Source organism: Chloracidobacterium sp. (assembly GCA_016716305.1).
GTDB lineage: Bacteria > Acidobacteriota > Blastocatellia > Pyrinomonadales > Pyrinomonadaceae > OLB17.
The window spans coordinates 2,867,626-2,887,936 of the sequence record JADJWP010000002.1 but is presented as its reverse complement, the minus strand read 5'-3'; the positions used below and the strand labels follow the sequence as shown (position 1 = coordinate 2,887,936).

Here is a 20,311-nt window from a genome sequence, read left to right as displayed (position 1 = left end):
AAATCTATTCCCCATCAATTCGATTGTCAATCGGTTTCGAGGCAGTTTGAAATGGCCCTGTCGGAAGCGTAGTATTCAAGGATCGAGTAATTATTGCGGCATCGGCATTTTGAACGCTGCTATTTAATAATATGAGTTCTTTCCCGGAAATACCTCTTGAAGCATGGCGTCCGACCAAAAACACGATCCATTTGTATTTTCAGATAGTCGGCAAGATACGGCTTGCAATGCATCCCAGAATGAATCATTGGTGGCACGTTCCGTTGTATGTCACACCCCGAGGGATCTCGACAAGAACGATTCCATACAATGATGGTAATTTTGAGATCGAGTTCGATCTTATTGATCACAGAATTTTGATAAGTACATCAGGCGGCGGTCGTGAGGACTTTTCACTTTTCGATGGGCTTACGGTCGCTGATTTCTACAGCAGTATTTTCGCGAATCTGAAGAAGCTCGGCATCGACGTGTCGATAAAGCCCTTACCATATGAAGCGCCGTCGACGACCCCGTTTCCGGACGATACTGAAAATAGATCCTATGACAAGGAGTATGTTGGGCGGTTTCACAAAACAATGGTCGCGGTCGACCAGGTCCTAAATGAGTTCCGAGGAAGGTTTCTCGGTAAGTCAACTCCGGTACACATGTTTTGGCATAGCTTCGACCTGGCTCTAACGCGATTTTCCGGCAAACGAGTTGCGGTGCGCCAGGGTGCGAATCGGGTCGAACGCGAAGCTTATTCGCATGAGGTCATTAGCTTCGGCTTCTGGTTTGGCGATGATAAAGTTCCGGCACCTGCGTTTTATTCGTACACCGCGCCCGAGCCGGAGGGTTTGGCCGATGAACCGTTGTCCCCGTCCGAGGCCCGATGGAATGAATCGAACGGCGCCCATCTTGCGTTGTTGATGTACGAAGACGTTCGGTCGGTCGCTGATCCGAACACGGCCATTCTCGGGTTCCTCGAGTCTGCGTATCAAGCCGGTGCTAAACGCGCCGGATGGGACACTGAACACTTCATGCTCGCTCCACTCTAAACATGATAGACCTGCGAAGCGATACGGTCACTCGGCCAACAGCGGCGATGCGTGCAGCAATGGCATCTGCCGAGGTCGGTGACGACGTTTATGGTGAGGATCCGACGGTTAACAGACTGCAGGACCGCGCGGCCGAGATGTTCGAGAAGGAATCCGCCCTGTTCGTGCCAACAGGTTCGATGGGTAACCAGATCGCCGTAAAACTTCACACGCAGCCAGGGCAGGAGGTCATAATCGAGGAACGCGGCCACATCTTCAATTATGAGATGGGCACTCCCGCGCTCGCATCCGGTGTGACGATCCGCCCGGTAAAAAGCTCTGACGGTACAGGGCATCTCACATGGGACGAAATAGCCGCCGTCCTGCACATCGATCAGCCGTATTATGCCTGCCCAACCGGGCTTATCTGTCTCGAAAACACCCACAATTTCGCCGGTGGAAGTGTGATGACGGGTGAGCATTGCGCCGATATCTGCGAACGTGCCCATGAGGTCGGGCTGCCGGTTCATATGGATGGCGCGCGTATTTTCAATGCGGCTGTAGCCGCCGAGACTCGCGTCGCAGATTTGACACGGCATTGTGATTCGGTTCAGTTTTGTTTGTCCAAGGGCCTTGGGGCCCCAGTTGGGTCGATCCTCGTCGGTTCGAAGGAGTTTATTACCGAAGCTCGTGTTTGGCGCAAAAGATTCGGTGGTGGGATGCGCCAAGCTGGAATTCTGGCTGCGGCTGGGTTGATAGCTCTCGAGGAATCTCCCGAGCGGCTTTATGAGGATCACGCGAACGCGAAGCGCCTTGCCTCAGCATTAGACGGATTTCCCGGAGTCGAGATCGACGAGGGGCGAGTTGTCACAAATATCGTCATCTTCAGCATCAGAGAATCTGGAATGACATCGGCCGAAGTGTGCTCGGAATTGAGATCGCACGGAGTTTTGGCCATCGGATTCGGGTCTGATATCCGAATGGTCACTCATGTGGACATTTCCGCTTCGGACATAGAAAAAACTATTCGAGCGCTTTCCGCCATTTTCGGGTAAAATCGGTTCTGTTAGTTTTTTTGATTGACCAACTATGGATATCGAGACACTCCGCGAAATCTGTCTCTCCTTTCCTCATGCCACCGAGGACGTAAAGTGGGGCAAGGACCTTTGTTTCTGTATTGGTCAGAAGCTCTTTTGTGTCTGCGGGTTGGACGCCGGCGATGGATGGCAGTTTTCATTCAAGTGCACGCCTGAGAAATTTGCCGAACTTGTCGAGATCGAGGGGATCATTCCGGCTCCTTATGTTGCCCGATATCACTGGGTCGCGGTTCAGGACCCCAACGTCCTCGACAGCGACGATATTGAGGACTTGATCACAAAATCATACATGCTGGTCCTGGAAAATCTTCCTCAGGAAACCCGAAACTCACTTGGGAAATGACCGGGCCTTTTGTCCGGCGACTTAACATCAAATTCAAATGGGCCGATCATAAAAGGTTCTTCACTTCAAGAATTGAAAAGAACTATCGATATGCGATTCATCTGTCTGATGGTCTGCCTTTCCATTTTTGCCGCATGGACTTTCCCGCAGAACCGCTCATCGTTTACCATTGAGGGCCATCGCGGTGCACGCGGTTATTCGCCGGAAAATACGATCCCGTCCTTTATTCTGGCCATCGATCAAGGAGCGGACACGCTTGAGTTGGATGTCGTCGTTACCAGAGACAATAAGCTGTTGGTCTCACACGAGCCTTGGTTCTCATCTGTGATCTCGCTTGACCCGAATGGCCAGAGGATCCCTAAGGAAAAAGAGCGAGAGCATAACATCTTCAAGATGACCTATTCCGAAACAACGAGATATGATGTGGGCCGAATTGGCAATGCCGGTTTTCCTGAGCAGAGACCAGTGAAGATCGCAAAGCCGCTTCTAACGGATGTTTTTAAGTCTGTCGAGAAATACACGAGTTCAAAGAAGCTTCCGGTGGTGAGGTACAACATTGAAATAAAGTCTCACTCCCAAGGCGACGATTCGTTCCATCCGGTGCCATCGGTATTTGCAAAACTATTGCTAGAAGATGTTTCAAAATTCAAACTGCAAGACCGGGTCATTATCCAGTCGTTTGACGTTCGGCCGCTCCAGGAAATAAAACGCACGAACGGCAATATTCCGCTCGCTCTGCTGGTCAACAACCCTGAAGGTGTCGGCGCAAATCTTGCGAAGCTCGGATTTATTCCAGACACATACAGTCCACACTTCTCGCTCGTGGACGCGGCTCTCGTAAAGTATTGCCGAGAGAATGGAATGAAGATCGTGCCCTGGACGGTAAATGACGTGGCGGATCTCGAAAGAATGAGGACGTTTGATCTGGACGGCATCATTACGGATTACCCTGACCGAGCCGTCAAGGTATTTCGGAAATAGCTCACATACAATGACATTCGGCTTTTTTTCGGTAGAATTATCTCGATGATAATTGCTATCGATGGGCCGTCGGGCGCCGGAAAATCAACGTTGGGTAAAATGCTCGCAAATGAACTTGGCCTGCTTTACCTCGACACCGGTGCAATGTATCGGGCTGTTGCATTCGCCGCGACCCGGCAGAATGTCGATCTTAACGACGTTGCTCGATTAGCGGATATCGCTGAAGCGTCGAAGATCGAACTTGTCGGCAGTCCCGACGCAATGCGCGTTTTCCTTGACGGACAAGACGTGACATCCGAGATCCGAACCCTTCAAGCCGCTCAAGCCGCCTCGGTCGTTTCGACGGTATCCGAAGTGCGACGGGTAATGGTCGAACATCAGCGCGAGATCGGGCGGTCTGCTCAAAACGGCTGTGTGCTTGAGGGCCGCGATATTGGCAGTGTCGTGTTTCCTAACGCCGACCTTAAGTTCTTTCTTACCGCAAAGCCCGACGCCCGCGCAATGCGGCGATTCGAAGAGGATCGGGCAAAAGGCGGATCTTCAACATTCGACCAAACCCTTAACGAGATCAACCAACGCGACGAACGTGACGTTTCTCGCGACGATTCGCCGCTGACCATCGCTGCTGATGCCATTGTGATCGACACAAGCGAATTGGATCTGACCGAAGTTTTTGAACAAATGATGGGCAAGATCCGTGAAACCATGAGTGCGAAGGCTTAGGTACACTTTCAGACGCGAGGCCAACCTCTTGGCGGCGATTCATTTCGGGATGATCGCTGTTGGTATTCTATTTGCGATAACCTATACCGTTCTCGAATTGTTTGACTAAGCTTTCGTCAATCGGTAACATTTCGTTTTGCTGTTTGTTATGCTCCCGTAGCTCAGTCGGATAGAGCAACAGCCTTCTAAGCTGTGGGTCGCACGTTCGAGTCGTGCCGGGGGCAAGATCGATCGCCATTCAAATTGTGTGGGTCCCGACGTCATTTGCAGCCTCTCGTGTCATCTTTCACGTCGGTTATGGCGGCTATAGTTCAGGGGTTAGAACGCCAGATTGTGGTTCTGGATGTCGTGGGTTCGATTCCCACTAGCCGCCCCATTTCATTTTCTTGCCGGCAGATCACAAAAAGGTCTTGGCTTACGTCAAAGGGCTTCCCTATAATCTAAGGGAGGCCCTTGTTCGTTTCTTATACCTTGGGCGCTCTTACGTTGCAAACGTTTATGAAAATCCCAACCGGCCTTTTTCTTATCGGCGTATTTTTGACTTTGTTGCCGAACGCGTTTGGGCAAAAGGATCAGGAACGGTTCGTTAAGAACGAGCTCTTGGTCAAATTTGAGTCTGGAAGCTCGCTTGCTGCGGCCGAGGCGTTGCATGCCCGTCTCGGGTCGCGTGTGGTCGAACAGCTCGGCGAAAGCGGTTGGCAGCGTGTAACAATTCGCGACGGTCTCGATCTGATGGAAGCGATCGCCCGATATCAGCGTTCAGACCCGTCTGTCCAGGCTCAACCAAACTTTTATTATCGGCTTCTTGCTACACCGAACGACCCACAGTATTCAAATCCGGGACTTTACGGGCTCTCGCGGATATCTGCGCCGTCTGCATGGGATATTGCAACAGGCAGTTCATCTGTGGTCGTTGCCAACATCGATACAGGAATGCGGCTGACGCACGAGGACCTCGTTTCGAACTTATGGACGAATCCCGACGAGGTCGCCGGTAATGGTGTCGACGACGATAACAACGGATTTGTTGACGATATGAACGGTTGGGACTTTCGGTTTAACGACAACGATCCGTCCGATCAGCACGGACATGGAACGCATACCGGTGGGACGATCGGAGCGGCGGGCAACAATGGCGTCGGTATCGTCGGCGTGAATTGGAACGTCCGTTTGATGGTCATCAAGATATACAATGCAGCCGGAAATGATACGACGTCCGCTATGCTGATCAACGCTTACAATTACGTGCGAATGATGAAGCTTCGCGGTGTCAATATCCGTGTCTCGAACAATTCTTACGGCGGATGCCAAGAGGCCTGCGGGTACGACCAGGCGACCAAAGACGCCATTGATGCCTTAGGCGACGCCGGCGTGCTTAATGTCTTTGCCGCAGGAAATTCCGGCCAGAACACCGAAACGACGCCTTTCTTTCCCGGCAGCTACAATTCGCCCAGTATCTTGAATGTCGCCTCGTCGACTTCCGACGACACTCGTTCGGGTTTCTCGAATTACGGGACGGTGAGTGTCGATCTTGCCGCCCCCGGTTCCGGTGTTTACAGTACGACATTCGGGTCAAACTCCGGCTACGGCAACATGAGTGGAACATCGATGGCGGCACCTCATGTTTCGGGAGCGGCCGCATTACTGGCGGCGCACAATCCGTCGCTTTCAAGCGCTTCGATAAAAGCGACGCTCATGAATACGGTCGATCAGCTGCCCGCGTGGCAATCGATGGTGAAGTCCGGCGGACGTTTGAATATAGCAAACGCTTTGCAGAACCCAACGGTTTGCAGCTATCAGCTTTCATCAAGTTCGGTAACGCTTCCGACAAAAGGCGGCGCCGTACATATCACCGTCTCTGCACCGCAGAATTGCGATTTCTCGGTCAAAAGCGATTCGAAGTGGATAAGCGTGTTAACGCCGGCGGTAATGAGCGGCAACGCGGTGATCAGCCTCTGGGTGACGGTTAATCCTGGTATAACGCGATCAGGGACGGTCAGGGTCAATGGGTCGCCGATCACGGTTACTCAGTCCAGAACCGGAATTTTTTGAAATTTTCGGTGATTTCCAACTATTCCTTTAATAGGTGCGTCTAACAACGCATACTGTTTGCAAACCGAGCTTTTTGGCAATTTCTCGCCGCCAGGTAGCTTTTTGCAGTAATTTCTTGCACTGTTAAATGCGAAAGTAGTATATTTAAGGTTCCGCCCTCCGTTGAAGCTTCAGCGGATCAAAATCGAGATATTTAATAGGAAACACAAGATGAGAAAATTTGTAACCGTCGGCAAGTTTGGCGTCGCCGCCGCAATAGCCCTTCTACTCAGCATTCCCTCGTTCGCACAACTGTCATTGCGTAAGGCGATCGACACCGACAATGACGGAAAGGCTGATTTTTCGGTGTTCCGGCCGACAAACAACACTTGGTACACGTTCAAGTCAGCAGGCGGTGTCTCTATCCAGACCTTTGGTTTGGCGAATGAGGACTTTATGACGCCAGGCGATTTTGACGGTGACGGCAAGGGCGATGTCGCTGTTTGGCGTGACACGACCGGAGCTTGGTATTGGCTAAATAGTTCTGACAGCACCTTCAACGGCATTTTATTCGGTCTTACCGGGGACGAACCGGTCGCTCGAGATTACGATGGTGACGGCAAAACCGACCCTGCAGTCGCTCGTCGTTCCAATGGAGCAATGATCTGGTATGTTCTCCGAAGCTCTGACGGTGGATTCGTGGCCCAACAGTTTGGGCTTTCGACCGACTTTACGGCACCGGGCGATTACGACGGCGACAATAAGTTCGATTTTGCGATCCAGCGTCCGGGTGCGACCTCGACGTCGCAGGCGACTTTCTACGTTCAACGCAGCACAGGCGGTTTCGACATCATTCCGTGGGGCTGGGGCAATGATCTTGTGGTCCCGGGCGATTACGACGGCGACGGCAAGACTGACATCGCGGTTGTACGTGAGGGTTCGACACCTTCGTCCAACCTCGCGTGGTTCATACGCCGGAGCACTGATGGCGGCCTTATTGCTTTGACCTTCGGCATCACGAGCTCGGACTTGAATGTCCAGAACGATTACGACGGTGACGGTAAGACCGACGTTGCGATTTGGCGCAATACCGACGGCCAGTTCTACGTTCTCCGCAGCCTCGACGGCGTGCTCGCAGTCGTTCAATGGGGATTGCCGAACGACTTCCCGGTCGCAGCGTACGATTCTCACTAGGGCTTAGATCCATCTTTGCATCGAAGGTTGGGGGCCAAGGCTCCCAACCTTTTTGTTTATTGCGAAGAACTATTGTAATTTCTCATTAACGACATGAGTTTGCTTGCTGACAAGGTCAAGAGTCATTTTCCCGGTCGAAATGTTGTCATTATTGGCGATATGGTCGCCGACCAGTTCCTTAACGGCACGATAAGCCGTGTTTCTCGGGAGGCCCCGGTTTTCATTCTCCGACATGACGCCACCGAGACACGCCCCGGCGGTGCAGCGAATACCGCTGCAAACGTCGCCTCGCTGGGCGGCACTCCGATCCTGATCGGCCTTATAGGCGATGATGCTGCGGGCCGACTCTTGGTCGACAGTCTTGAGACCGGCGGAGTAAGATGCGACAAGATCGTAGTGGGAAATAGACATACGACCACGACTAAGGTCCGTGTTTTGGCGGGACAGCATTATGCCGCCCGTCAGCAGGTTATCCGAATCGATTATGAGGACCAGATTTCGGCTGACCAGTCGATCAAAGACAGCCTGAATGGGTCGCTGCTTGTCGCCGGCGAAACCGCCGACGCTATTATTTTGTCAGATTACGGCTATGGAGTTGCGTCAGGTCCGATATTCAACACGGCCCTCGAGATCGCTTTACGCCGGCGTATACCGCTTGTTGTCGATTCTCGATTCTCGCTGCGGAGTTTTCCAGGAGCGACGACAGCAACCCCAAATCAAGACGAGGTCGAACAGATCCTCGGCAGTGATTTTTCGGAAGCAGATTGCGACCGACTTCGCGAAGAGATCGGCTACGAAGCGCTGCTTGTAACTTGCGGAAATCGAGGTATGCAGCTTTTCGAGCGGAACAAACCGGTGGTGCGGATCGATGCTGTCGGATCGAGTGAACCCGTTGACGTGACCGGTGCCGGTGACACCGTGATCGCTGCATATTCTCTTGGGCTTGCTTCGAACCTGAACCATCTCGATGCCGCCCGCATCGCCAATCACGCCGGTGCGATCGTGGTTATGAAAAAAGGTACTGCGACGGCATCCTCATCAGAAGTTGTCGCTTCCCTGAATGAATTTGCACTTGGCCGGCCAGTAGAATCCACAGCATGAACGAAACTTCGACATCGGCACCGATCTATGATCGGCAACATTTGATCTCGGCGGTCGCCGCGGCTCGGTCCTCCGGTTCCAAGATCACACTCGCGAACGGTTGTTTTGACCTTATACATGTCGGACATGTTCGTTATCTCGAAGGGGCAAAGGCCCTTGGCGGATTTCTCGTCGTCGGTATTAATTCCGATCATCATGTGAGACAACTCAAGGGTGAGGGCCGTCCGTTCATGCCTGAGAACGAACGAGCCGAGATCGTTGCGGCGTTTCGATATCCCGACGCGGTAACGATCTTTAATGAGCCGACCGTCGAGCAATTGATACTCGACATCCGCCCTGATTTCCACGCAAAAGGAACCGACTACACCGAGGACTCAGTTCCCGAGCGACATACGATCGCAAGCGTTGGCGGGAAGGTCGCGATCGTCGGCGATCCAAAGGATCATTCGTCGTCGGAAATATTGCGACAGATCGTCACCGGATGAATTGGTCTGTCACTCGTCGTATGTTCGATGCAACTACCAAGACCGATCTGATCATCGAGGTTTGGGAAAAGCTGGATTGTGAGAGCGTTGGAGCTGCCGAACTGATGGCGATCGAAACAGCATTGACCGAGAGATTTGGCTCGGCTGCTGTTGATTCGCCAATGAAGATCGCTCGTTTGCTCGCCGATGAGGGCGCGGAACTCAGACATTCCGAGATAATGCAGATGTTCATCGAACGGAATGCCTTCCTTCCGTACGAGGCACCGCTTCGTAATATCCTTGACCTCAAAGACCTTGCGTCTGCTCGAAGCTCGATTCGCAGAATGGAAAATCTTCGGCATCGCTTTACCGAAGACGGGGACAAAGAAGGACTTAGGTTGCTTCGAGAGAAAGCCATCGCCGCCAAGAAACGTCTCAGTCAGCAAAGTACCAAGATCGATCCGGCCTTGGCTGCGGAGATCGCCGAATGGTTGACGATCTGGCTTCAGTCTCCGGAGGTCTTTGAACATTGGATAAGCCTAAGGCAGAGATCGGATGACTATCTTCGACGATTTGGCCCAGGCGTCTCAAATTAAATGACCATTCGACGGTTTTACGCTAGGCCCGAGAATATCGGCCAATTAGTTATCCTCCTGGACGAAAGCGAGACGCGACACCTCCGCGACGTATTGAGGCTGTCCGCCGGTGATCGAGTTCATGCTTTCGATGGACTCGGCGTTGAATACGCATGCCGCGTTGAAAGGATCGCTAAACGATTTGCCGAATTGCACGTTGAATCCGAGGTTCCGCCGACGGCACCGGAATCTACCCTTGAGCTTTGTATCGCCGCAGCAATAACGCCGGGTGAGAAATTTGATCTGGTCGTTCAGAAAGCCGTCGAATTGGGCGTCCGCCGTCTCACCCCGATCACGACGGTGAGATGCGAGGTTCGAGCAAAGGATGCTTTGCGACGCGTCGAACGCTGGCGAAAGATCGCGTTCGAGGCCTCAAAACAGTGCGGTCGCGCATTTCTGATGGAAGTCGGGAATATTGGGGAGTTCAAAGAGGTCTTCGAAACTGGTGACGGGGATGACCCGAGCGCAAGCCTTTTCCTCTTTAGCGAGCGGGACGGCCAGGAACTGAAGGCCGATCAAAACCTAAGAGCTATCACAGCTATTTACGGTCCAAAGGGGGGATGGGACGACGCAGAGCTCTCGTATGCACGCGAGGCCGGAGCGACAACGATCACGCTGGGCGGACGGATCTTGCGGGCAGAAACTGCGGCCATCGCGATCACTGCGATACTTCAGCACCGTTTTGGCGACCTCCGATGATACATCGGGGCAATTCAACTCGAGCGGATCGCTTTTGAGAACAGAATCTTAGATCTCGGTCCGTGAGGAACGCGGTCGGTAATATGCATCGCCGCGTTGCTTGAGTTTTGCTTTTTCGCCAAGTGTTTGGATGACCGAATCGAGGAGTTCGCGGTTATCGAGCTTGAAATTGACGACGCCTTTGATCTCAAAATCCGGATCGTCGAAATGCAGTACCAAATACTGACGTTTCTCTTTGATGAACCCGCCAAGTATCGCTCCTGGCAATGGAATATTGCGAACAACGTTCCCTGTCGTTGATGTCACGGATTTCGATTGGGGATAGATCACCTGCATCGCATCGTATGCAAATGAGAACTTTTCTTTTTGATCCTTGCCGAAAAACACGAGCCGCTTGTTCTCTTCGTCAAATTTCAGTGTCCCGACCTCGCGCTCATTGAACCCAAACATGCCGCCCTCGTACTTTGCCGCGAATGAGGACGGTGCGGCCGGCTTTCTTGACGATGCCGCGTCGCTCTCGATCGGACGAACCTGCGAGTAGCCATTAATTGCCACAACGACGCCTGCCACCATGACCATCAGTGCTTTATACATTCCTTTTTTTTTCATCCCCAACATCAGCTTCTTGATTGCTTTCGGTGATATAGACGCTCTTCCGCAGCATTTGGTTGTCATCCGGGGACGGTTTGTTCCAGTTTGCCTGTATATGATCGCAAACGTTCCATCGCGATCCGCACATATTCTTCCGAAATCTCAGATCCGACCCAGTCGCGATCGAGCATGACCGCTGCCTTCGCGGTCGTACCGCTTCCCATGAAACAGTCGTAAACCAGGTCGCCTTTGTTCGTCCAGGTGCTTATCTGATCCTCCGCCAACTGTTCCGGAAATATGGCCGGATGCTCGAATGCGATCTTGTCTTTCGAGCTCGATGTGCCTACGTTATAAAAAAATATGTTGTTGACCTTTCGTTCTTTTGGGGCGATGTGATCGTGAGCAAGGTCGTTGCGTCCGACCTTGGTGATCCGGAACGACTTGAATGCTTTTTCTTGTTTGATCGGCTGCATGATCGGATTGAAGGTTTGAGGCTGACCCTTTGAAAAACAGAACATATATTCGAAACACTGGCGATATCTTTTGCCGCAATCGCTTGGGATCGGATTGTTCTTAGCGTAGATCATCGTATCGTGTACACGGAACCCTGCTTCCTTGAATGCAAATGCATGTCGGAAGCTCGAGAGTGTCTCGTCGCCGTTCAATGTACGGTCACCGACCACCCAAACCACCACGCCTCCGGGCTTCGTTTTCGCGAATAGCCTTCCCGCGATCTCGTCGACCGGAAAATGATAACCGTTGTAATCGCGTAGGTCATCGTACGGCGGACTCGTGATCGTCATATCTATTACGTCGTCGGGCATCCGGCGAAGCGTATCGATACAGTTTTCCTGATAGATCTTTCGTGTTTCGATCATTTCATTTCATAGCTTTACGCTGGCGAAGGTGCTAGGCCATTTCAGCGAATCGCGCAGTACTTCGAGCTTCGCCTGCTCTGATGCAGAAAAGCTTGATCTTAGCCGATCAATGATCGTTTCGAGCAACGGCACACCGAGACTGCCAGAATGCGCAAGCACCTGAGAAAAATATCGTATCTGTACACCGCCATTCTGGTCAGTGTGAAACGAATTAACCGCATCGCTGTCCAGCAGATGTACATCATGACCTGCCGGGATCGAATACCGCGGAATACCATGAATAGGATCGCCAACCGCAGAAAAAGTGCCCAACATCGCGATCCCGATCAGAACGCCCTGTTCGTTTAGGTAGTCCGGTGAGAATATTTCGGCAGCTGGCTTTGGGTTCAATCGCGGCCCGAAGTTTGAATATTCCGGATTGATAAGCCTCGAGTTGTAAATTACCCCGACGGCTCTCTCGCCTTCGAGTTCCATCGAGACAAACTGCCCAAATCCGTGGTCTCCGGGATCAGGCGGTATTTCAACGTCCAAACTGTCGATCACACGCGCGAAATAGTCGATATGCGAATTAGATCCTGCTATTTTTGCGATGATCATAAAATGTACGTCAATCAGAACGGATTTAACCCTTTCATGTGCGGGCGATCACCGGGTCGTCAAGGCCTGTTTTGGCTTACGGCCGTTGAGTTCATCGTCGTCGGCTCTTGCTACCGTCTTTCCGCGATACCTCGAAACCTAGTTTTTCACGGTTCGCGAAATCCTGTAAAGCAGCAAAAAAGATCTCGCGGTCGCGGGTCGAGATAACGGCCGTCTGATCGGCAGTTTCGAGCGCGTACGGGTAACCCACACCTATTACACACTCTGCCCTGACCACATCGACAACTTCCTCGATGTGGCCGCTTTCGTAAACCCACGCTGGGATATCAAGTCTGACCGGCGTACCTGTTGAAGCCATCCGTAGATAAACAAATCCGACCTTCGATTGCCCAGTTGAGCGATCAAGGAATCGTGAGAGTCCGCGGCGTTTTGAAAAACAGAAGCATGTACGCGAACCCCATTTTTCGATCAGGCTGGCTACCAGTGAGGCATCGCAGATCGTTGACCTAGTATGAAGGCTCTTGTCGGCAAAATCATCGAGCATTGTGAGAACGTCACGCGCAAAACTCCGATCGACGTACCCGATGACGGGAACCATCGTCTCGGCCGAGAGCTCGACGAGTCTGACGGTTGCTTCAACAAAACTATTTTGCAGTCCTTTCTGGGAAAACGGCACAAGCAACGGATTGTCAAAAAAAGCGGCCGGCATTCGCTCGCCGCGTTCGAGCCATCCCTTTTTTGCCCTAAGGAACTCCTCGATCTTTTCGACCTCGCCAAGAAAGCGTCTTTCCTCCACGCGAACGTCGGGGTTCATCGGCTCGTCATTCTCGCAAAAGAGGTCCGTTGGGGTCAGAACCTCGAATGATGCGTTCTTTTCATACGGAACTTTAGAATTGTGCGGATTCTCGAACCAGCCGATCTGAACTGCCGCCACCGGAGCGAACGTCTCTTTGCCCGCGTAGATCTGGCTGCCATCAGCCGCAAAGGTCGTTCTTCCTTCGAGAACCGTCTTGGCCCATTCTCGTGATTGCTCGTGGTTTGTCCACGAACGGTCAAAATCGACTGCAAAGCCGCTTTCACGTGTGATTTCTGCCGAAGGAACCGCTCCCGGATTCTCATGCAAAGTGAACATTCGATCGAGAGTTTCGCCATCCGTCCGACAGAGCTTATCCAGGGCAGTCAGATAGTGTGCGATCTCGGCTCGCTGATCTTCAGCAACGATCCTGAAATCGTGAGCTTTGCAATTAAGCTCGATCTGCAATTGGGTTCGAAACAACATTGTCGGAGGAGTCTAGATTGCCCACATTTCAAGGAACTTCGCGATGTGTTCGCGGTCGGCTTTTTCCGACTCGGTCTCGAGAAACGATCGAAATTGCTCGATCTCGTCAACATATTCGTCCTCGGCCAACTTTCCCGCGAAATATGCGGTTCGCAGCCAGATCAAATATGTGTTCAATGTGTCGGTTTGATTGTATTCTACGATCCGTTTTAGATCGCCAGCCAGCCATAGATCGACCACCTGATCGCCAGCAACGTCGATCTTTCCCGGAAACCCGCATAAGATCGCAAGTTCGTTGAGTTTGGGCGTCATTGCAAACCTTGAAAAACGCTGCAAGAGGTCTAAGTGCCACTCACTGTTTTTCGAGTCGAAATAATCACGGCCTTCCCACGGCTTGGCTGGCCTGCGGCAAAACGCCGGGGCTGTGATCTCGTTAACGATCCCACGCTGCACCAGTACTTGAAGATCGGATTCAAGCGAATTGAAACCGACAAGCTGTGGTTCGCGTTCGCCCACCCAATGAAGAAATCGATCTATAATGTAGGCTTCGTCAGCCTCTGACGGGTCAATCGGAATTCTTGGGAGAGAATGGATCGCGAAGTCGATCGCGCGTTCACCATCTCGATACACCGAATTACGAGACAGAAATGCGATCGAGACGACTCGCGAGAAAAGATACTTTACAAACGGCCTTGGATTACTTGCCGGATCAAAATCCTTGGTTTCACTCCATAGCTTTTCGATCGCTTCTTTTTCGGTCGTCCCTTCGGGCAGTCCGTAGAGCTTTATACTTCCGGCAGCGTCCGGCACCCATTCCAGATCAAAAAACCATGTGCGTTCATGTATCTCTTGTTTTAGCATCTGACCGCGATTATACAGAACTCATCAGCTTACTTCACGCGGCTGGTTCGCCGCTTCAGAAAATCCATTAATACGAACTGTGTGAGGTTATTCGGATTTGCAAAGTATGCCTTGCCGCGGGTCATTGACGTCATTTGTTTGACGAAATCGACCAGGTAGTGGTCGCTAGCCAGCATGAATGTATTGATCATTATCCCGGACTTGCGGCAGGCCTGTACTTCCTTGTACGTCTGGGCCAGGACGAATGGATCGTTGCCCATCGAATTCTTGTAGAGCAGCCGCTGATCGCCCGGGACCGCATCCGAATACCGCCGATACTCAAAATACGCACTATTTGAAGGCTCGATAAAGGCGGCGGTCGGTTTCCCGTCGGTCACCATGACGATCTGCTTCATGTCTTTTCGCTGGGCATTGAGGATGCGGCGTGCAAGCTTGAGCCCCTCAGCTGTGTTGGTGTGATATGGGCCGACCTGGGTGGTCGCTAGTCGAGCGATCGGCAACTCTTCCGCGCCGTCATGAAACAAAACGATCTTTAGCGAATCGCCGGGGTACTGTGTGCGTATCAAATGAGCAAGCGCCAGCGTGACCTTTTTTGCCGGTGTGAAGCGATCCTCACCATAAAGTATCATCGAATGCGAACAGTCGAGCATGACGACCGTTGCACAAGATGACCGGTAATCCTGCTGATGCACATGCAGGTCACGATATTCGAGATTTAGCGGGACCGAAAGACCTTCGCGGGTGATCGCCGAAAGCAGCGTTGCATTGACGTCGAGGTTGATCGTGTCGCCGAATTCGTAAGGCTTGGAGCCCAATGCTGCTTCGACACCTGTATCGAGATGCGGTGTCTCATGACGCCCGATCGACGATCTTCCGACCGAGCCCAACAGTTTTTGGAGTGTCTTGTAACCAAGGAAATCGAGCCCCTTTTCCGTTACCTCGAACCGGATACTCCGGGGCTCCGCATCTCCCACATCGCCTCGGCCGCCGTGCCGAAGTTCGGGGCGTCGTTCTTCAGGTTCATCTTTAAGCGTCAGATAGCCATGTTCAACAAGACGTTCGATAAGCTGATTGAGAAGTTCTTCGAGCAGCGACCCGCGAAACTTTCCGTCGTTTTCGGCGAGCATTTTCTCAACATCGTGCTCGGTAATAATCTCTTTGTCGAGCAATGCCTGCAATATCGCTTTACGCAATGCGTCGAGCGAGTCGTCCGTTTCGGACCGTCGCCGGGTCCACCAATAATCGTCATGAAACCCGGAATCGAGCATCCGATCAGATAAAGATTCCATAAGTTCGCCGAGATCGACGCAGAAGACGTCGAAACCCCGGAACCTGGAATAGCGGATGAATTTCATTCGTTCAACTCAATCTAACACACGAGAAACCGCCCCCCAAAGAATTGCATTGCCTTCAAACACACCAAAGCGTTTGGTTGGCGCCGAAATCGTGAAACCATGGTTTCGGCATTTCACAACAACATAGCACTAAAGTTCCTGTTTACTGATATTTACTGTTTGTGGCACGCTCATTGCCATGTTCAATGCAGCCGATTGGAAGGCCCAAAAGGCAAAGAACAAGTAATTGGGGGAAAAGGAACAATGAAAAGATATCTAACAGCATTTTTGATGATGGCAATGATGGCGGTAATGATTCCGATCTTCGCCGGATCGGCAGATGCCCAAACGCGACGTTATCGTACACGTGATCAGTACTCGGAACGCTATGACGACCGCAACGTTTATCAGAGACACCGCAATTTGATAAATATCGGGATCGGAACAGGTGCCGGAGCACTGATCGGTGGCCTCTTGGGCGGAAAGAAAGGTGCACTTATCGGAGCGGCCGTCGGTGCCGGTGGTTCGGCACTCTACACCTACAAGCTGAATCCGAAAACGAAACGCTACGAGCGAGTGTACTACCGTTAAAAACGAGTCGAGCCGGGGAGGAGAACGCCGTGAGGGGTCGAAAGGCCCGTCACGGTTTCTTTTTTAGTTCAGTCCTTCAAGATCCGTCAGGTCTTCGTAGATCATTCCGCGCCTGTCCTGCTTTGCTTTCGTGACTGCCTCAAATCCGCCGTCCTCATTTCGCGAGATCTTGTTCTGAGCGTACAGTCCTTCGAGAACGAACTCACAGGCAGCAATGAGCACTGCCGTTTCGCTACGATCGAATTCCAAAGGGACGAGAGTGGTCTCGATCAATTCGGGGACTGCGTCGAGGAGGATCGCGCATTCCGATGCCGACGCTGTATCGGACAACAGTAGTTTGTTCCCTTGATCGAACCACTTGACCGCCGGTCCAAAGTCGATCCCTAGAAAATAGCCGTCGAAGACCACGCCAGTCGCGCGCTTGATCAGATCACGGGTCACTTTGGCCGCGCCCATCTGCTCGCCTTCATATTCGAGCTCCATTTTTCCGGTCATTGCCGGGATCGCTGCGTAAATATCAGATATTCGTGGCACAGCTTCAGGCTCACCGGTGATCAGGGCTCGCCGCTCGGCGTTCGAGATCGCAAGTTCGAGAGCGGTGATCGAAAAACGCTGTGAAACGCCGCTGCGCTTATCGATCCGCTGATCGTCGCGAGCATCGAATGCGATCTGCTCGATGATCTCGGCGATAAAATCCGGAACCGCGACCTTTGTACCTTCCCTCTGGATCCAGGCCTCTTGCTTTGTGATCTCGGAGCTGAGAAGGACGCTTTCGGGATAATGAGTCATTATCTCGGCACCGATGCGGTCCTTAAGCGGTGTGATTATCTTGCCACGGGCGGTATAGTCCTCCGGGTTGGCCGAGAAAACAAGCATCACGTCGAGCGGTAAGCGTATCGGATACCCTTTTATCTGTACGTCGCCTTCCTGCATCACGTTGAAAAGGCCGACCTGTATTTTTCCTGCAAGGTCGGGCAGTTCATTGATCGCAAAAATGCCTCGATTCGCTCTCGGCAAAAGGCCAAAATGAATGGTCAGTTCGTCCGACAGTAAATGGCCCCCCTTCGCGGCTTTGATCGGATCGACGTCGCCGATGATGTCGGCGATCGTAACGTCGGGTGTCGCGAGTTTTTCTACAAATCGGTTGTCCCGGTGAATCCAATCGATCTTGGTCTCGTCGCCATGCAGTTCGATCTGCCGCCGGCCGTAAGCGCTCAGCGGCTCAAACGGGTCGTCATTGATCTCCGATCCGGCGATGATCGGGATCTCCGGGTCGAGTAGGTCGGTCAGTTGACGAATTATTCTCGATTTAGCCTGGCCGCGAAGGCCAAGCAAAATGAAATTATGTTTGGCAAGAACCGCATTCACGATCTGCGGAACGACCGACTCGTCGTATCCCAGAATTCCCGGAAACAACCTTTCACCGTTCTGCAGTTTCGCGATCAGATTCGCCCGCATCTCGTCCTTCACGGAACGTGCCGCGTATCCGCTTGTTCGTAGTTCGCCCAATGTTCGTGATTTGTTCATATTACGGCAGCCTGTCGATCGTTTGTTGCCAAGCGGCTTCTACTTCAATGCGCCAATAAGATAGAGTACCAGTTCGTCCCCGACAACACGTGCGGAATGCATCGTGTTGGCCGGCATGAAATCGCGGTCTCCGGCTGAGAGCACAAATGTCCCGACCCGTTCGATAGTCAATTCGAGCGAACCTGATATCACCCAATGCGATTGATCTTCCGGATGGGAATGGGGGCCATAAACCGTTTCGGGTCGATCTGACCATTGAAAGACCGTATATCCCTCTGACGTCATTTCGAACCGCAGCATCGCACGATTCGGCGCGTAAGGTTGCAGCCAGCGATCGACTCGATACGACTTATTCATAGCAACGATTCTACCTTAGCAAGTGGTCGCGCGAAAGAAATTCGAACTCTGGCAGGCTGAGCAACTGAGAATTTCTGCTCGCGAAAGTACACCGAAACAAAAGAAAGCCCGGGCCGCATGATCGCATGGGCCCGAGCTTGCCGGTTGCAGAACTTACCAAGCTTCACCGCATTCAATATACGTATGTGTTGGCATCGATCATCGCGTCGGCGATCCGCTGCCTTGCGGAAATGGTGTTGACCGGCGAATTGTTCTTGGTAAACCTTTTCAAGGCGACCAACAGCGTGCGGCCCTCGTCCCCTTCAGCGATGGCGGCGATGGTATTCTTCGCCTTGGCTTCGATTCGCTGAATGGCATCATTGCAGAACACGGCAGCCATATCGACGTGTCGCCCGGCAGCAACTTCACCGTTCTTCTCGGCATACTTCTGGGCCCTTAGAATCGCCGTTTCCATCTGATACGCATCCATAATGATGTCCGCACAGTTGATCAATACTTCCTGCTCGTCGCTTAGAGCCATCATGTACTTTTGCGCGGCGGTACCGAGCGTCATCAGTGCGATCTTCTTCGCATTCTGGGCAAGCTTCTTTTCGGCGGCCAGCAACCCTGTGTCCTCATCGAATGACATCTGCGGATTAAGTATCTCATCCTGTAGTGCCTTTGCGGCCTGCAGCAAGCCGAGCTTTCCTTTCATCGCTCGCTTCATGAGCTGCCCCGGAATCAACATTCGATTGATCTCATTCGTCCCTTCGAAGATACGGTTAATGCGCGAATCGCGATATGCCTTCTCCGCCGGATAATCGGCCGAATATCCATATCCGCCGTAGATCTGGACCATTTCGTCGACCACGTAATCGAGGGCTTCAGAGCAGGCGACTTTGTTTATTGAAGATTCGACCGCATATTCTTCTATCGACTGAAGTTTTTTTGCGCCATCGGCACCATCGCCGATCAAGGCATCGATCATCCCGACCGTTCGGTATGTGATCGATTCGGCAACCCAGGTTCGGATCGCCATCTCGGCAAGTTTGTGTTTGATCGCGCCGAACGACGAGATCGGCTTGTTGAACTGGTGACGCTCGTTGGCGTATCGGACGGCCTCATGAATGGCGAGTTTTGCTCCGCCGGTGACCGATGCACCGAGCTTGAACCGGCCAACATTCAAAACATTAAATGCGATCTTCGCACCGTCGCCGACATTTCCAATGAGGTTGCCAACAGGGATCTTCGCATCCGACAAGATAACCGCCGTGGTCGATGAGGATTTGATCCCGAGCTTGTGCTCTTCTGCTCCCGGACGACAATTTTCCGAACGCGGAACAAGGAAGCACGAGAACTTATCTTTCTCTCCGTCGACCTTTGCGAAGACGAGATACACGTCGGCGAATCCGCCGTTCGTGATCCACATCTTCTCGCCGTTCAGGATGTAATGCTGGCCGTCTTCCGTAAGCTTTGCGACGCATTTTGCACCGAGAGCGTCCGAGCCCGAACTCGATTCCGTCAGGCAATACGCCGAAACGATCTCGCCGGAAATAATACCCGGAATCCATTCCTTCTTTAGTTCTTCGCTGCCCCAATAGAGGATCGGCAACAGTCCGATCGAGGTCTGAGCACCGTAGGTCGAACCAAAACCGCTGCCGCGGCCGACCATTTCGGCAATGATCGCACCGGTCGTTTGATCGAGCTCCATTCCGCCAAGTTCTTCGGGAATGTTCGCACCAAGAAGACCAAGTTCGCCCGCTTTTTTCAAAAGTCCTCGAGCGATCTCCCAATTGTGCTTTTCAAGTTCCGGGAGATTCGGAACCACTTCATTATCGATATATTCGCGGCAGGTTTCGCCGATCATTCGATGTTCGTCGGTAAAATCTTCCGGCGTAAACACCTCGGCAGTGGTCTGTTCAGCGATCAAAAACTCGCCGCCTTTCATATATTCTTTTTCCATTTTCGCGTCCATTTTAACTTAGGCTCCTAGGTGGATTTGGTCTCCTTATAATACTGAATGAACGTTCATTCAG

Annotated in this window: 21 protein-coding genes and 2 tRNA genes; 14 read left to right on the top strand and 9 right to left on the bottom strand. The window is 52.2% G+C overall.

Annotation, left to right across the window (positions count from 1 at the left end):
* The first annotated feature begins 131 nt into the window (after window positions 1-131).
* From IPM28_15155 to IPM28_15095, 13 genes are all read left to right on the top strand, one after another.
* Window positions 132-1,034 carry a hypothetical protein gene (locus IPM28_15155; GenBank protein MBK9174319.1) on the top strand — a complete coding sequence of 301 codons (903 nt, stop codon included), beginning with the start codon at window positions 132-134 and terminating at the stop codon, window positions 1,032-1,034.
* A 2-nt stretch (window positions 1,035-1,036) separates the two neighbouring features.
* Window positions 1,037-2,068, top strand: coding sequence for a low-specificity L-threonine aldolase (ltaE, locus tag IPM28_15150; GenBank protein ID MBK9174318.1), 1,032 nt, complete (start codon window positions 1,037-1,039; stop codon window positions 2,066-2,068).
* Between the two features lie 34 nt (window positions 2,069-2,102).
* A complete protein-coding gene (locus tag IPM28_15145) occupies window positions 2,103-2,453 on the top strand; it encodes an MmcQ/YjbR family DNA-binding protein (GenBank protein ID MBK9174317.1) in 351 nt (116 codons plus the stop codon).
* A gap of 90 nt (window positions 2,454-2,543) precedes the next feature.
* Window positions 2,544-3,434 carry a glycerophosphodiester phosphodiesterase gene (locus IPM28_15140; protein ID MBK9174316.1) on the top strand — a complete coding sequence of 297 codons (891 nt, stop codon included), beginning with the start codon at window positions 2,544-2,546 and terminating at the stop codon, window positions 3,432-3,434.
* A 45-nt stretch (window positions 3,435-3,479) separates the two neighbouring features.
* On the top strand, window positions 3,480-4,157 hold the full coding sequence (locus IPM28_15135; protein ID MBK9174315.1) for a (d)CMP kinase: 678 nt from the start codon (window positions 3,480-3,482) through the stop codon (window positions 4,155-4,157).
* Between the two features lie 150 nt (window positions 4,158-4,307).
* Window positions 4,308-4,381 (top strand) — tRNA-Arg (locus IPM28_15130).
* 76 nt (window positions 4,382-4,457) lie between these two features.
* Window positions 4,458-4,533 (top strand) — tRNA-His (locus IPM28_15125).
* A gap of 122 nt (window positions 4,534-4,655) precedes the next feature.
* Window positions 4,656-6,209 (top strand): S8 family serine peptidase, encoded by a 1,554-nt coding sequence (locus tag IPM28_15120; GenBank protein ID MBK9174314.1) that lies wholly within the window; start codon window positions 4,656-4,658, stop codon window positions 6,207-6,209.
* Between the two features lie 210 nt (window positions 6,210-6,419).
* Window positions 6,420-7,382: a VCBS repeat-containing protein gene (locus IPM28_15115; protein MBK9174313.1), complete on the top strand. Its 963-nt coding sequence runs from the start codon at window positions 6,420-6,422 to the stop codon at window positions 7,380-7,382.
* Between the two features lie 93 nt (window positions 7,383-7,475).
* A complete protein-coding gene (locus IPM28_15110; GenBank protein MBK9174312.1) occupies window positions 7,476-8,483 on the top strand; it encodes a hypothetical protein in 1,008 nt (335 codons plus the stop codon).
* Window positions 8,480-8,968 (top strand): adenylyltransferase/cytidyltransferase family protein, encoded by a 489-nt coding sequence (locus tag IPM28_15105; protein MBK9174311.1) that lies wholly within the window; start codon window positions 8,480-8,482, stop codon window positions 8,966-8,968. The genes IPM28_15110 and IPM28_15105 overlap by 4 nt, the downstream gene beginning before the upstream one ends.
* Window positions 8,965-9,543, top strand: a complete 579-nt coding sequence (locus IPM28_15100; GenBank protein MBK9174310.1) for a hypothetical protein — start codon at window positions 8,965-8,967, stop codon at window positions 9,541-9,543. The genes IPM28_15105 and IPM28_15100 overlap by 4 nt, the downstream gene beginning before the upstream one ends.
* On the top strand, window positions 9,544-10,281 hold the full coding sequence (locus IPM28_15095; protein MBK9174309.1) for a 16S rRNA (uracil(1498)-N(3))-methyltransferase: 738 nt from the start codon (window positions 9,544-9,546) through the stop codon (window positions 10,279-10,281).
* 48 nt (window positions 10,282-10,329) lie between these two features.
* Here IPM28_15095 and IPM28_15090 read toward each other — a convergent pair whose 3' ends face one another.
* The 6 genes from IPM28_15090 to IPM28_15065 form a co-directional block, all read right to left on the bottom strand.
* Window positions 10,330-10,890, bottom strand: a complete 561-nt coding sequence (locus tag IPM28_15090; protein ID MBK9174308.1) for a hypothetical protein — start codon at window positions 10,888-10,890, stop codon at window positions 10,330-10,332.
* Window positions 10,891-10,952: 62 nt separating this feature from the next.
* Window positions 10,953-11,747: a site-specific DNA-methyltransferase gene (locus IPM28_15085; protein ID MBK9174307.1), complete on the bottom strand. Its 795-nt coding sequence runs from the start codon at window positions 11,745-11,747 to the stop codon at window positions 10,953-10,955.
* Window positions 11,748-11,756: 9 nt separating this feature from the next.
* Entirely contained in the window at window positions 11,757-12,347 is a 591-nt protein-coding gene (locus tag IPM28_15080; GenBank protein MBK9174306.1) for a hypothetical protein, read from the bottom strand.
* Between the two features lie 91 nt (window positions 12,348-12,438).
* Window positions 12,439-13,626 carry a DNA double-strand break repair nuclease NurA gene (locus tag IPM28_15075; protein MBK9174305.1) on the bottom strand — a complete coding sequence of 396 codons (1,188 nt, stop codon included), beginning with the start codon at window positions 13,624-13,626 and terminating at the stop codon, window positions 12,439-12,441.
* A 12-nt stretch (window positions 13,627-13,638) separates the two neighbouring features.
* A complete protein-coding gene (locus IPM28_15070; GenBank protein MBK9174304.1) occupies window positions 13,639-14,487 on the bottom strand; it encodes a hypothetical protein in 849 nt (282 codons plus the stop codon).
* 29 nt (window positions 14,488-14,516) lie between these two features.
* The gene (locus tag IPM28_15065) at window positions 14,517-15,842 is read right to left on the bottom strand and encodes a VWA domain-containing protein (GenBank protein ID MBK9174303.1); all 1,326 of its coding nucleotides are present in this window, start codon (window positions 15,840-15,842) and stop codon (window positions 14,517-14,519) included.
* Between the two features lie 243 nt (window positions 15,843-16,085).
* Between IPM28_15065 and IPM28_15060 the strand changes: the two genes are divergently transcribed.
* Window positions 16,086-16,412, top strand: coding sequence for a hypothetical protein (locus tag IPM28_15060; GenBank protein MBK9174302.1), 327 nt, complete (start codon window positions 16,086-16,088; stop codon window positions 16,410-16,412).
* A gap of 63 nt (window positions 16,413-16,475) precedes the next feature.
* Here the strand turns inward: IPM28_15060 and IPM28_15055 are convergent, their stop codons facing one another.
* From IPM28_15055 to IPM28_15045, 3 genes are all read right to left on the bottom strand, one after another.
* A complete protein-coding gene (locus IPM28_15055) occupies window positions 16,476-17,939 on the bottom strand; it encodes a magnesium chelatase (GenBank protein MBK9174301.1) in 1,464 nt (487 codons plus the stop codon).
* 39 nt (window positions 17,940-17,978) lie between these two features.
* Entirely contained in the window at window positions 17,979-18,296 is a 318-nt protein-coding gene (locus tag IPM28_15050; GenBank protein MBK9174300.1) for a cupin domain-containing protein, read from the bottom strand.
* A 172-nt stretch (window positions 18,297-18,468) separates the two neighbouring features.
* The gene (locus IPM28_15045; protein ID MBK9174299.1) at window positions 18,469-20,238 is read right to left on the bottom strand and encodes an acyl-CoA dehydrogenase family protein; all 1,770 of its coding nucleotides are present in this window, start codon (window positions 20,236-20,238) and stop codon (window positions 18,469-18,471) included.
* Between the last annotated feature and the right edge of the window lie 73 nt (window positions 20,239-20,311).

Excerpts from the sequence above, each read along its gene's own strand:
- IPM28_15145 (MBK9174317.1), top strand. The coding sequence starts at position 2,103 with ATGGATATCGAGACACTCCGCGAAATCTGTCTCTCCTTTCCTCATGCC.
- IPM28_15135 (MBK9174315.1), top strand. The coding sequence starts at position 3,480 with ATGATAATTGCTATCGATGGGCCGTCGGGCGCCGGAAAATCAACGTTG.
- IPM28_15120 (MBK9174314.1), top strand. The coding sequence starts at position 4,656 with ATGAAAATCCCAACCGGCCTTTTTCTTATCGGCGTATTTTTGACTTTG.
- IPM28_15110 (MBK9174312.1), top strand. The coding sequence starts at position 7,476 with ATGAGTTTGCTTGCTGACAAGGTCAAGAGTCATTTTCCCGGTCGAAAT.
- IPM28_15045 (MBK9174299.1), bottom strand. The coding sequence starts at position 20,238 with ATGGAAAAAGAATATATGAAAGGCGGCGAGTTTTTGATCGCTGAACAG.
- IPM28_15075 (MBK9174305.1), bottom strand. The coding sequence starts at position 13,626 with ATGTTGTTTCGAACCCAATTGCAGATCGAGCTTAATTGCAAAGCTCAC.
- IPM28_15055 (MBK9174301.1), bottom strand. The coding sequence starts at position 17,939 with ATGAACAAATCACGAACATTGGGCGAACTACGAACAAGCGGATACGCG.
- IPM28_15070 (MBK9174304.1), bottom strand. The coding sequence starts at position 14,487 with ATGCTAAAACAAGAGATACATGAACGCACATGGTTTTTTGATCTGGAA.
- ltaE (MBK9174318.1), top strand. The coding sequence starts at position 1,037 with ATGATAGACCTGCGAAGCGATACGGTCACTCGGCCAACAGCGGCGATG.
- IPM28_15080 (MBK9174306.1), bottom strand. The coding sequence starts at position 12,347 with ATGATCATCGCAAAAATAGCAGGATCTAATTCGCATATCGACTATTTC.
- IPM28_15050 (MBK9174300.1), bottom strand. The coding sequence starts at position 18,296 with ATGAATAAGTCGTATCGAGTCGATCGCTGGCTGCAACCTTACGCGCCG.
- IPM28_15060 (MBK9174302.1), top strand. The coding sequence starts at position 16,086 with ATGAAAAGATATCTAACAGCATTTTTGATGATGGCAATGATGGCGGTA.
- IPM28_15100 (MBK9174310.1), top strand. The coding sequence starts at position 8,965 with ATGAATTGGTCTGTCACTCGTCGTATGTTCGATGCAACTACCAAGACC.
- IPM28_15105 (MBK9174311.1), top strand. The coding sequence starts at position 8,480 with ATGAACGAAACTTCGACATCGGCACCGATCTATGATCGGCAACATTTG.
- IPM28_15140 (MBK9174316.1), top strand. The coding sequence starts at position 2,544 with ATGCGATTCATCTGTCTGATGGTCTGCCTTTCCATTTTTGCCGCATGG.
- IPM28_15115 (MBK9174313.1), top strand. The coding sequence starts at position 6,420 with ATGAGAAAATTTGTAACCGTCGGCAAGTTTGGCGTCGCCGCCGCAATA.
- IPM28_15155 (MBK9174319.1), top strand. The coding sequence starts at position 132 with ATGAGTTCTTTCCCGGAAATACCTCTTGAAGCATGGCGTCCGACCAAA.
- IPM28_15090 (MBK9174308.1), bottom strand. The coding sequence starts at position 10,890 with ATGAAAAAAAAAGGAATGTATAAAGCACTGATGGTCATGGTGGCAGGC.
- IPM28_15095 (MBK9174309.1), top strand. The coding sequence starts at position 9,544 with ATGACCATTCGACGGTTTTACGCTAGGCCCGAGAATATCGGCCAATTA.
- IPM28_15065 (MBK9174303.1), bottom strand. The coding sequence starts at position 15,842 with ATGAAATTCATCCGCTATTCCAGGTTCCGGGGTTTCGACGTCTTCTGC.